This window comes from Prevotella rectalis (assembly GCF_900607215.1).
In the GTDB taxonomy this organism is placed as follows: Bacteria; Bacteroidota; Bacteroidia; order Bacteroidales; family Bacteroidaceae; genus Prevotella; species Prevotella brunnea.
The window spans coordinates 1001515-1013986 of sequence record NZ_LR027820.1 but is presented as its reverse complement, the minus strand read 5'-3'; the positions used below and the strand labels follow the sequence as shown (position 1 = coordinate 1013986).

Genomic DNA, 12472 nt, shown 5'->3' with positions numbered 1-12472 from the left:
CATAGACGACGTTCCTCTCGGTCAGTTCCTCAAACTTTTCATAGTTGATATATGCACGATCCAGGGCAATGATTTCATCATGCTTGAAATGGCTGGGGGCGAGCATAAAGGAATCGTTGGTAGCAGCAGAAGTGAACTTCACGTCACAGTGAACTCCTTCGTTTGCATGAATGACGGAATGCACTTTTATGCCTCCCTTCTTCTTTCCCGTCTTAGGATGCCGTCCCACACCCTTGAAGATGACGTTAGAGAACAGGGTTATCGTGGTGGAATCGATGATTCTCAGACGTTTTATCCATTCCTCCGTACCATTGCGTCGGCTGTCCGAAGAAAGTTTGTCCTTATTGGACTCGTAAAGGTCGTGATACACGTCCTCAAAGAATTTCTCCGAGCGTCTGGCGTTCGCGTCTGACAGGGTACTGCGCTTAGGAACCCTGTCAATGCCTATGTGATGAAGCTTGCGCACCTCAGCCGTCATTGCCGCCTCTATCTCGCGCAGGGAGTCGAAGCGCATGATGACTGCATACAGCATCGTAAGAAGATGGGTGAAGCCATCAAAGGTCTTCACATACCGCTCACCGCCGTTCCGACGGCTTATTTCAACTATTTTATCATGGTCGAGAGATTTTATCAGCTGACCATATACCGGCTGTCCGAAGAAATGTGTACTTTTGCCCATGTTATCTGAGTTTGGAAACAAAAGCAAAGATAACAAAAAGGGCTGATACCTCGTGAGAAGTGTCAGCCCTAATTCATAAAAAATGTGGGATGTTTAGCGGACAGTAATATTATTCTATACAAAAATGTATGGATACATATAATTCAGCCAAAAATTTAGCATCATATCTAAATATAGAATGACATGTTGTAATTGATTTAATAACGCTCTATGAATACGAGATTTCTTGGCTTTCTTAGTCTCAGCAAAGTAACATCATCAATATTTTCATCAATGAACGAAATACAATCTCCTTTTCTAATTATCATGTCTTTATCTTCTGCTTTGTTCTTCCAAAAAGAGATACCTTGTGGTATTTCGTAAGTGACGCAATCTAAAGATTGTGGTATGATGGTTAATATAACGTCATCAGCCAGGTTTATTGACTCATCCCTTGATGAAACAAAACATATACACTTTGCTGCATTCCCCCTGTTACCGAGATTCTTAGTGTATCCAACAAATTCAGATTTCTTTTGTTCCTTTATACGAAGTAATATTTTTCTTCGAAGAGTATCTTCAATATGGTCTGTTAAAGAGGACTTATAAAGATTGATAGGAAAACCATTTGTTACTGATATGTATGTGTGTGTGTTGATAACGGTAGGAACCTCCAAGTTTTCTTGTTGAAAAAGACTATTTATTGTTTCCTTATCCTGTTGTGATGCATGAAAGAACCCTTTATCATGTGTTACAATGTTCATGCCAGTGATAGATTCCCGTCTATTGGGCGATACACAGGAAAGTAGAACCAAAGCATCCTCTTTTGATATATGAGTTGTTAAGAACAAAGACATTGCAGGTCTAATGATCTCCTCACGAAGAGGATGTTCCTCAAAGTTTATGTCGAAATCATTCTCCAACTTCTTAATATCATCTCTAACTTGTTGTTCAATATCAGCTTTATATACAGAATAATCTTGCCTACATACCTTCCAGTTGCTCTTAATTCTGGCTTTCGAATAGTCAGTAGCAATAGCGAGATTTTTCTTAAGCTTAGCTAAGAACAATTCATATTTCCTCACCTCTGCAAATTCATAGAGAACATACATTGATGAATGTAAATCTACAAAAGGGCAATTTGCAAAAAAATCCATAACCGCATTAAGATTAGGAAATTTTCCACCCATTAAATCAACCAAGATATTTGTATCGAGAAAATACTTTACTCGATACATTTCTTCAATGTGGACCGCCATTTCTACTCGTCAATCTTATTAAGGAAACTCTTTACAAAATCCTCATCAATGCTTTGGCCTTTATCTAAGGTCACTGCGGCATCTTGTAATATACTATAACATAGCTTGAGTAAATAACGTGGCGATCCTTTTAGGTTCTCATCCTCGACACCATTATATAGGGTTTGTACGGCAGCATCTGTGAAAGGATATATGGAGTCATTGTTTTTTCTAACAGTGTCAATATAATTCTTGATTACTAAACCTAATTGATTGGCATCGAAAGGAGTTAAGGTAATAGTACTATTAGAAATTCGACCAAACAAAGCCAGCGATATCTGCTTCACATCTTCTAATGCGCGAGGATTCATTGCAAATACTGAACACCAGTTTCGTTCCCTGTCGATAAGAGCTCTTAAATTACTCATGTAATTATCTGCTTCTTTCTTGGTCAGGCGATTAGAAGACACTTCCTCAAATTCGTCTACTAAAAGATAGAAGTCTGTATAATCCATTTGGTTCTTGACAATCTCAACTATAGATTTCAATAGCACAACCTCTTTCTTGGCTAAATCTTTGGCTTGCCCGGATACTATAAGATCCCAAGACTTACTTATATTTATATTTTCAGAAAGGATACCTACATAGTAACGGGCAATATTAGTATATTTGAACTTGTTTATAAAACATGTCATAATAGAGTTAAGTAAAAATTCTTCCCTCGCATTCTTGGTAGCACGATTCACTTTTTCACCTAATAAAGCATCCGCGAGTTCCTTATAACTCTTAAAACATGATTCAAATTTAGAGTTCGCAGCCAAGTTGCTATAGCTTGTAAACATCCTTGGTGAAGATATATACTCTATAAATCTGTTTTTAATTTCTTGGTTGTCATCTACATGCAACATGAAAATATTCCATAAATATCTTTTGAAATTTTCAATACCTATCTCACTAATGACACTTCCTATTAGTTCTGAAAGACTCTGTCCGGGATCGTCAAGATACACAACATATGGCTTGTAGCCAGGATAATGCTTTAGTAAATATTGAATAAACATGAGAGTCTGTGTCTTACCTGTACCATATTCGCCTGTAATAACAAGGCTTAGATAACGATTATCTGAATTCCGATCGGACATAGAATCCCTGATATATGACACAATCTTTTGTGTTACCTCTGAAGAGACTGGTACCAATTTGCTTATAACCTCATCTGTCGCATCTAAGTCGGCTATTCCTGATTTGGGGAAAGGGTTAGAATCAAGATCGAACTTTGTCTTCAGGATAGTTTCACTATCCTTGGCGTTCTCAAAAGATTTGAGAATATCTATGCTAGTTTCTGACATATTTATAATTTTAAGAGATGTGACATATATACATTGTTAACCATGGGCAAATAGTCTTTATCATATTTACTTACATTAATTAGCGATGTACTTTGAAATCTGTATTGGTCTAAGTGACTTAAAACTTCTGTAGTAAGTTTCAATTTCATTTCTTTCATGGAATAACGAAATTCCTTGATGAGCATGAAGAATAAGTCTGGAATAAACATAATCCTTTTTAGCTTGTGAGATCGTATATAATCAAGAATTGAAAAATCTTCCGGCATCGTATTTATCTTGTATAGTAAAGATAAGCCTGATGTCGTGGGAATGGTTTCTAAATGGAAGAAGGAAGATGAAACTTTCTCCAACATATGTAGCTTCTCTCCCCATGAACAGAATACATCCCAAAACCTCATAGTGTCAGTTCGATTGGGTATAATCCTATAAATTGGAGAGTTGCTACACGTCCCTAATATAAAACTATTAGTAAAACGATTGGCATAATTAAAAGATAATACTATCCTTTCCTCTTGGCTTAATTCAAACAAAGCCCAGAATTCTGCAAACCGTTTGTATCGAATATAAATATCCTTTAATAAACACGTTTCTTTTTCTGTCAGAGCTATACGCCCCATGTTCTCAAATTTAACACTTTTATCTACAGGCCTCATAGACCCTTTCTCAAGCAAAGAAAAATTGATAAGGGCGTTGATTACTTCGAGTAAATTGCGTTTAGTCCATTTTTTTCCAGACTCGGACACAATATTATTGGAAACACAAGACGACAAACAGTCAGTAATAGAGGAAAAGCCATCGTACTTATAGCAAAGAGAGTAGATGTTTCTAATGTCTAGTAGGCTATAGACAAAAGAATAACTCCAGCCTTTGCCCTCGTCCTCTGCCTTTGGAATAAAAGCGATGACCTTGGATTTTCTGATATCTATATTCATCATCTTAATACTAAGATATTTTCTGAAAGTTTAATATTGTGACGATTTGACAATTTCCACTTTGTACCTCTATCACGAAGCTTGTAAATTTCATACTCATTGAAACCTACAGTCTGTGCAATTCGCCCAAGATAGCTCGTTGTCTGAATATATTCTCCATAAGGTGCAGAGTCCCCCAATATCAAATATGCAGCGCCATGGGAATTAAGAACTCTCCGTATTTCTTTTAGCACATGATACATGTCTTGAAAATAGTACATCATCAGAATATGAAAACTTTTTTTTCCATGACGTTCTTTAGATCTTTCTTGTAGCTTATAAAAAATAGGTACAAGTTCTTCCATTAAGTCATGGTTATCAATAGCGAATTCTCCTTCTTTGAAAGCGTCCATTTCAAAAGAATTGTCACGGTAGTGAGTTGTCGCTCCAGTAACAAGATGTGAACGAATATTTGTAGTCAAATCATTCCAAGATCTGGTAATCTTCCAGAAATGGGTGTGAACCTTTGATATTTCTCCATAATCAAGGTTGTTAAGATATGGAGGAGACGTGATACACAAATTACAAAGTCCATTTTCCAAGTTCTCATTCTTTTTACGAGAGTCAGCCCGATAAACCTTTGCAGTTCTCTTATGGGTGGGTAGATTATGTATATCCTCCATCATTTTATGCACTATCTCTAAAAATCTCATTATAGGGTGTCCCGAATTTTTCAAAGTCTTACTTCTAACTATGTATGGAACTGCTATAGGATTCAATGCACACTTATGGAGGGTCTGACTCAATGCGAGTTTGAAAAAAAGTTTGTATTCATCAGGAATTATTTGAAGAATTGCATCACGTAGAAGATATATTGATTTTAATGTATTTGCGTCATAAAGAGTTATAAGAAGTGGATGGTATTCTTCGGAAATATCAATGGCAAAATGTGTGTCATGGTAATCCATGATCTTATTTATATACTTTTCTACAATTCTATCCTCAAGATCCCAATTTAACTTAGCATTGATAATATCACACATAAATTCTTGGGCTTCGTTGCCAACTGCAAACACATTGCGTTTTTGGCATGTAACTAATGTTGTACCACAACCAGAAAATGGATCAAAAACTACAGATTTCCTCTTTTTTTGGCCATCGAGTACATCATCTACAAAACGATATGAAAAGCCAGCCGTGAACTTATACCAATTATTCACAGGACTCTTCATATTATCCTTAGCAGACCCGATATTACTATAGTATTTAATATCCATTGTTATTATTTGGTAACGCTATTATCTCATCATTATTATGCTATAGATGGAATAAGAGTTATACTTTAGCCATCTTTGAGTGTTCAAATATACAAAAATATTATTTAATATCTTTCTTAAAGGATAGAAATTTGTACTTAGTTGATGAAAGTACATATACAAAGCAGGTGCAAGGGATAGTATGCGTAGCACAAATACTTCGCATACTGCCCTTTTATAAATCCTCGTTCTCCGTTGTAACAATGGATAACCGCCAATCCCAGCCAAACCCCAATCATACCGTACTGGTACATAAAAAGGGAGGCCAAAAGACATTTCATTACGTTGTGTTTGCGAAACACGTAAAACGTACAAACCAGCAGTATTCCTGAATACTCATAATCGACGTGTAGCCACATAGCGATGCTACAGACTGCAACCATCAAGACGCAACAGGGCAAAAACTTCTTACCAACATTGCTTAACCCCTCTATTGCCACCAGCCCCAATAGCAGGGTGAAGAACACATTATGTGTATTGTCATGATTCAGTAGCCACCACGGAATATCCGACACAAGAGCAAAAATGAAAAGACTCAGCGCATATTTCCTTACGGAACGGGTATGCACATACCCCTCCACCAGCAGAAATGCGAAGATGGGAAAAGCCATCCTACCCACCGTTCGCATGGCATCGTAGGCAATGCTTTCGTCCATCAGATAGTAGGCTATGTGGTCTAATGTCATGGACACCAATGCAATTACCTTCAATGCGCTTCCTGACAACCCTTTACCTTGAACGAGGATCATGTTACTTTGTTTTCTTTTCTTTGCCCAACAACTCAGCAATCATCGCATCCACTTCGTCATTGACACGCTTGAAGTTACGCCCCAGCATGATTTCCTTCTCACGGTTAGAGGCAAACTGATAAATCTTTGGCAGGTCGGCATACAGACTTTCCTCCTGTTTGATTTGTTCCATATCAAAGTGGGTCTTACAGAAATACTTCGAGGTCTTGAACTCCTCCGACTTCTCAATGTCGAAGCCCTGCATCATGCTGCCTTCCGTCGGAGTAAAGTCACGAGCTGACTGACCAGCGAGCCAACCAGTCGCCATGTCCGCTATCTTGGCAGCAGGGACTAGGAAGTCCAACCGCTCCGAGATAGATGTGGAAACCTTCTGGTCATTGATGGTAATAGACTTGGACGTCTGCTTCGCCTTACCGAATACATCATTCTGCGCCCATTCCAGCGTTTCCTTGTTGCGGGCGGCACCCATGAAAATGTTACCGCAAGTGGTAATAATCTTCTGCATCCCATTCTTGCCATAGTCCGCCTCCAGCTGTGGCAACTCTTGAAAACCAAGCGTCACTGCTACCTTGTTGCTTCGCGCCGTACCGATCAGTCGGTCAATCTTATGAAAGTACAAGGTTGGCAGCTCATCCACGATGATGGAAACAGGGATATTCCCTCTGCTGTTCACACGGGTCACGAGACGGTTGAGCACCAACGCATTCAGTGCGCCCACAATCTGCTCTTTCTCCGGGTCGTTGGCAATCACGAGATAGGAAGGGCTGGCAGTGTCTGAAATCTTCAGGTCGAAGTCATCCCCCGTAAATATCCAGTAGGCTTCCGGTGAAACCAAGCGAGCTGCATTGACACGGAGCGTACCCACCATACCTTCGAGTTGGTCCATCGCTTTGTTGGTATAAGCCGACTGGAACGGAGCCATGAGCGAGAGAATTTTCTGATCCTGCATCAGGATGTCAAATACGTCACTGTACTGCTTACCTAAGAAGGATAGTACATGTGGCATATCCGAATATTCTCCTGTAATGGTGTCAGGCTCCACTACCTGTCCCTGCTCATCCTCATACCAGGATGAAGTGATATGCACTTTCTGTCCGTTACGGCTGATATAAGTGAAGTCATTCAGATCCACGAACATGCCATCTTCATCCACCGACACATCGTGGCTCAGCTCATCCACAAAGTCAAGAATCATGTTACCGTTCTTGTCGACAGCTCGGTAGTCATGCCAGTTCTTTGTCATCAGCCTTAGTTTCTTCCCCTTGTATTTGATGTAACGAGTAAGTTTCTTGCCGTCCTTGAACCCCGTCGGATGGAAGTTGACAAAGAAATAGATGATAGCCGAAAGGAAGTTGATGGCCGAGTTCTGAAAAAACGCCTCCGAGCCGCCTTTCTTGTCGCCCCCCTTGTTAAGCGATTCAAGCAACGTTGCAGCTGTCTCAGCCGCTGCTGCCAAGTCAGGGATATACTTCCGTTGTATAGGGTTGATACGGTTGGAATACTCCACATCGGTAAAGTTCACGATGTGGAAACCACAGTTTTCCGGCAGCCTCTCCAGTTTCTTGTTTTTGCAGTATTGATAGAACAGCGTCTTTCCCAATGTCGGAAACTTGTAGTCATACACCATCATGGCAAAGCCTTTGGCCGCATGCTGACGGATAAATGGGTCGATGATACCAAACGACTTGCCAGAACCGGGCGTACCCAGTACAATGGTGCCACGGAACGGATTGATGATGTTGATCCATCCCTTGTGCATGCGTCCCTTGAAATAGTAGATCATCGGGATATTGACAGAATAAGGATTTTCATTCAGTTCCTCCGACTGCTGGAACGACTCATTCTCAAAGTTGAAACGGTCTTCACCCAATTTGTAATTGTAGTAGCGAGAGATACCATCTAACCCCTGATGCAGAAGCATCGTACCGATAATGGAAGTCATGGCGTAGAGCACACGATTGGTAGGGAAGCCAAATGAAACTCCGCCCCAGACGCCCTTATGAAGCATCATGCAGAGCGCAATGAACGTAATGCCGATGCCGATAGGGTAAAGCACCATTGTCTTGACATTGAACTTCAATGCCTTCTGTGGACGTGTACCGATGCATGTCACACCAATACATATCAGTTCGATGAGCTTACACGATGCCACATTGTTGAAAACCTTGAAGCGTGTGATGAGTTCCAGGATAAATCCCGTCACACGGTTGTCCGTCGTGATGGGGAGATTCATGATCAGCTCTACAATCAAGAAAAGGTAGATGCAACTCCTGAACGTGTTGTACATCTGTTGCTGTTCCCTTGTTTCTTCTACTGCCATGATGCTACTTTTGCGAATTAAGAACCGGGAGGAACGCCATTATCTGTTCACCAATGCCGTCGGCATGAAGAATATCCTTATAGTCGATGTTGAGTGTGACGACACGACCAGAAATCTGTTCCTCCGAAATCTCCAGTTTCAGCACCTTCTCTTCAGGAAAGGTCAGCTTGTCGAGTACCAGCACGTTACGATATGCCTTCTTGAAGCTCTTGGCACTGTTCAGGGAATAGACCGGAGTCAGCTCAATTGTCTGCGAATTGGTGGCCTTCAGCTCCTTCTTGTCGGTGAGTTTGATGCGTAGCTCACTGATGTCATACTTGATTTTGGTGGCATTGTAGAGTGAATAATCGATGAAGAAATAATCACCGATGCTGAAGATATTGTTCACTCTTGCTCTGATGCCATACTCGTGGGAACGGATATGCTTTTGCGGTTTACTGGCAAAGATAGCCCAGGCGTAGGCTGCCATTTCTTTACGTGGCATCGTCACGTCGGGATTCTCATATCTGCCCATATCCCCGTTCTTGATGCGGTAGATGGAGTTGGCTTTCGCTGGTCCGGCAGTATAAACCACGTTGAGTTGTACGATATGTCGCTCACCGATAACGGTAACTGTACCTACCAACTCATTGTCGTACATTCTCCTGGAGGGTTTAATACGCACGATATTGTCCGTACACTGGTTACCAACAATCTTGTTCGTCGAAATGTCCACGAGCTTGATATTCTCTGGCATCAGCAGATGCGTTGTCACCTCTTCGTTGACAAACACCACATCCTTGCGTCTGTTCTCGTCAAAGATGTAGTTGTCCGTGGGCCTTGCGTTGCGGATATATCTCACCGAAACCGAGTCTGCCTCAATGTTCTTATACATTTTCTGTGCCTGAAGGCTGCCACACAATCCCATGAGGGCAACCAAGATAACTAAAAACTGCTTCATATTTTCTAATGTTTGATGAATTGTTGAATGCTACTCAGCATTGGTATTGACCAGATAGACGATGGTGTTGTACTTGATCCGTGCCTTGTTCTTTCTGATATTGGCAGACACGGCAGAGGTTGCTGATTGATACATGTTCTGTAGGGCCTGCAGAGCCACTGCCTCAGAACTCAGTCCGCCACCATACCCACCGTCGAAGTTGATATTGCTCTGCAAGGCGTTCGCCTTGGCATCCTTCATCAAGTCACGGAATGCCGATTCTGGCACATAAAAGCCCTCCATGCCATCATTGTCATAGACGGATAATCCCACCTTGATGAACTTATCTTTAACCAAGATGCTGGTGATGGAAGCCATGACACGCTGCTGACCGAATCCCGTCACCGTACCATAGAGATAGGTACCCTTCTTCAGTTTTGTCCCTTTGAGCGTCACATCATCGAGGAGTTTGAACCGGAGGCGCGTACCCTCGTGTGCTTTGGTCGTCTTGTCTATCATGGCACGGATCAACGGAACCTCCGCCGTAGACTCGGCACTGACAGTGTTGAACTTATCCGCATTACCCTCCATCACCTTCTTGACAATGGCAGGTTTCTCTTTGGGCTTACGATTAGGTGCATTGAAGGGTTGTGACACTTTTGATTCTTTGCCACTTTCATCCTCATCGCCGATGCCCATGCTCCTCTCCAAGGATTTTTGCCGAGCAAGGCTTCTCTTCTGAATCGCTTCCACCTCCCTTGCATAGTCATCCATCTCAGCTTGTCGGGAGCTACGGCCGTAGCTGCTGCCCGAACCGTATCTGGATGCACCGCCGTAACTTCCACCCTCATAGGCATTGATGTGCTTCCGAGACTGTTCCAGTCGTTGTTGCAAGGCTTCCATGTCCTTCTGCCGCTGCGCATTGATGGCATTCTGCCGGTCTATATCGTCCAGCTCATGCTCTTGATAACTGTTGCTGAGCGAGTCCTGCTGTGGCTGGTCCTCACCGATGCCGTTCACTGCCGATGCCGCATCTTCCTCGTTATAACGTTTGTTCATCTCCGCCATCTTGTCCCCCATTTCATCATTGGCTGCTGTGGGCAGCGAAGCGTTGATACTGTCGGTGGCAACACCCTTCTGGGCATCGCCCTGCCCTCCGAACACACCAATCAGCTCATAGCCTAAGAACAAGATGGGCAGGAGGATGGCCAATGGAAAGATATACTTGGGCTGCTTGAAATCGATGCGCCACCAACTCTTGCCCTGTGATAAGGGCTTCACCACTGGAGGTTCTTTCGGAATAGTCTTTTCCCTTTCGTCGGACTCTTCCTTATTTTCGCCCTGCGCTTCTGCATTAGCCTCCGTCCGTGCAGCGTCTGACGGAGCATCCTCCTTTGTCAGTCCAGCTTTAAGCAAGAATTTCTTAATCAGTTCTTTCATATCATTAATGTTTTAAGTTTGTCACTATCATTTCGAGCTGCCTATATTTATAGATGATAAGCGTGGAATCCTGATGCGTCTTGATAGGAATACGCACCAAGGAATCCAGTTCCCATTTCAGCTGCTGTCCTCGCAGAGCCAGTTGTCCGACCTCTCGAACCTGTACGTTCTTGCCGTTCTGTATGCTCTGCAGTCCGGCGAACATAGGCTGCACATTCTCTATCTCCCCCACAATATCCTTGCTGGGTTGCGGAGTATAGAGTGACACGACTATCCCCAAGCAGAGCGAACAGACCAGCGCACCGATGGTCATGGCTGCCGTACGCTTTGGGTGTTTCACAGCCCATGCGTTGGCAGCATCTATCCGTTCCCGTATCTTCCATTGCAAAGAGAGCTTCCTTACAAAGGACTCCAGCTTTACCTTGGTTTCCTGTTCCCATCTGGCCTTGGCCTCTTTCGCACGTTTCATTTTCTTCTTCATACCCTTAGTAGTCTAAGTCTTTGTTCTCCAATGTTCTCCAGTTGGTAATCAGCAGACCGTGCGGATTGTTCCTTGTACGGGGCACATTCTCAATGCCGCCCACCGTGATAAGAGAGCGTTTCATGTCGCGTGAACGACGTTTAATAATTATTACTGTCCGCTAAACATCCCACATTTTTTATGAATTAGGGCTGACACTTCTCACGAGGTATCAGCCCTTTTTGTTATCTTTGCTTTTGTTTCCAAACTCAGATAACATGGGCAAAAGTACACATTTCTTCGGACAGCCGGTATATGGTCAGCTGATAAAATCTCTCGACCAATAAAATAGTTGAAATAAGCCGTCGGAACGGCGGTGAGCGGTATGTGAAGACCTTTGATGGCTTCACCCATCTTCTTACGATGCTGTATGCAGTCATCATGCGCTTCGACTCCCTGCGCGAGATAGAGGCGGCAATGACGGCTGAGGTGCGCAAGCTTCATCACATAGGCATTGACAGGGTTCCTAAGCGCAGTACCCTGTCAGACGCGAACGCCAGACGCTCGGAGAAATTCTTTGAGGACGTGTATCACGACCTTTACGAGTCCAATAAGGACAGACTTTCTTCGGACAGCCGACGCAATGGTACGGAGGAATGGGTAAAACGTCTGAGAATCATCGATTCCACCACGATAACCCTGTTCTCTAACGTCATCTTCAAGGGCGTGGGCCGTCATCCTAAGACGGGAAAGAAGAAGGGTGGCATAAAAGTGCATTCCGTCATTCATGCAAACGAGGGAGTTCACTGTGACGTGAAGTTCACCTCTGCCGCTACCAACGATTCCTTTATGCTCGCCCCCAGCCATTTCAAGCATGATGAAATCATTGCCCTGGATCTTGCATTTATCAACTATGACAAGTTTTAGGAACTGACCGAGAGGAACGTCGTCTATGTCCCCAAGATGAAGAAAAATCTCAAATACGAGGTGTTGGCAGACTGCTTGGATATGAACGAGGATGGTCTGATGGTATATCGTGAGCCGGCGGTGGCGTTCAGGAAGGGCGGTATCAACCATTTAGCGCGTATCATCACCTATGTGGATATCAAGAA

At 42.8% G+C, this 12472-nt stretch carries 11 protein-coding genes and 1 pseudogene; 1 reads left to right on the top strand and 11 read right to left on the bottom strand.

Going from position 1 to position 12472, the window contains the following annotated elements:
* The 11 genes and pseudogenes from E0E16_RS14270 to E0E16_RS05300 form a co-directional block, all read right to left on the bottom strand.
* Nucleotides 1-679 (bottom strand): DUF4372 domain-containing protein (locus E0E16_RS14270; RefSeq protein ID WP_255418117.1); only part of this gene is annotated, 679 nt, incomplete at its 3' end.
* A gap of 197 nt (nucleotides 680-876) precedes the next feature.
* Nucleotides 877-1896 (bottom strand): hypothetical protein, encoded by a 1020-nt coding sequence (locus E0E16_RS05345; protein WP_147785579.1) that lies wholly within the window; start codon nucleotides 1894-1896, stop codon nucleotides 877-879.
* A 23-nt stretch (nucleotides 1897-1919) separates the two neighbouring features.
* Complete coding sequence (locus E0E16_RS05340) at nucleotides 1920-3245, bottom strand: ATP-binding protein (protein ID WP_130829411.1); 1326 nt, start codon at nucleotides 3243-3245, stop codon at nucleotides 1920-1922.
* Nucleotides 3246-3247: 2 nt separating this feature from the next.
* Entirely contained in the window at nucleotides 3248-4180 is a 933-nt protein-coding gene (locus E0E16_RS05335; protein ID WP_130829409.1) for a hypothetical protein, read from the bottom strand.
* The gene (locus E0E16_RS05330) at nucleotides 4177-5433 is read right to left on the bottom strand and encodes a DNA methyltransferase (protein WP_130829407.1); all 1257 of its coding nucleotides are present in this window, start codon (nucleotides 5431-5433) and stop codon (nucleotides 4177-4179) included. Before E0E16_RS05330 ends, E0E16_RS05335 begins: the two co-directional genes overlap by 4 nt.
* Before the next feature lie 137 nt (nucleotides 5434-5570).
* Nucleotides 5571-6221 carry a TraX family protein gene (locus tag E0E16_RS05325; RefSeq protein WP_130829405.1) on the bottom strand — a complete coding sequence of 217 codons (651 nt, stop codon included), beginning with the start codon at nucleotides 6219-6221 and terminating at the stop codon, nucleotides 5571-5573.
* A 1-nt stretch (nucleotide 6222) separates the two neighbouring features.
* Nucleotides 6223-8541, bottom strand: a complete 2319-nt coding sequence (locus E0E16_RS05320) for a type IV secretory system conjugative DNA transfer family protein (protein ID WP_130829403.1) — start codon at nucleotides 8539-8541, stop codon at nucleotides 6223-6225.
* A 4-nt stretch (nucleotides 8542-8545) separates the two neighbouring features.
* Nucleotides 8546-9481 (bottom strand): conjugative transposon protein TraN, encoded by a 936-nt coding sequence (gene traN / locus E0E16_RS05315; RefSeq protein WP_130829401.1) that lies wholly within the window; start codon nucleotides 9479-9481, stop codon nucleotides 8546-8548.
* Between the two features lie 30 nt (nucleotides 9482-9511).
* The gene (locus E0E16_RS05310) at nucleotides 9512-10900 is read right to left on the bottom strand and encodes a conjugative transposon protein TraM (RefSeq protein WP_130829399.1); all 1389 of its coding nucleotides are present in this window, start codon (nucleotides 10898-10900) and stop codon (nucleotides 9512-9514) included.
* Between the two features lie 4 nt (nucleotides 10901-10904).
* Entirely contained in the window at nucleotides 10905-11381 is a 477-nt protein-coding gene (locus tag E0E16_RS05305; RefSeq protein WP_130829397.1) for a hypothetical protein, read from the bottom strand.
* Between the two features lie 4 nt (nucleotides 11382-11385).
* Nucleotides 11386-11529: pseudogene (locus E0E16_RS05300) on the bottom strand (conjugative transposon protein TraK); the annotation flags it as partial.
* A 218-nt stretch (nucleotides 11530-11747) separates the two neighbouring features.
* Here E0E16_RS05300 and E0E16_RS14740 point away from each other — a divergent pair.
* Complete coding sequence (locus E0E16_RS14740) at nucleotides 11748-12287, top strand: DUF4372 domain-containing protein (protein ID WP_255418116.1); 540 nt, start codon at nucleotides 11748-11750, stop codon at nucleotides 12285-12287.
* Nucleotides 12288-12472: the final 185 nt, after the last annotated feature.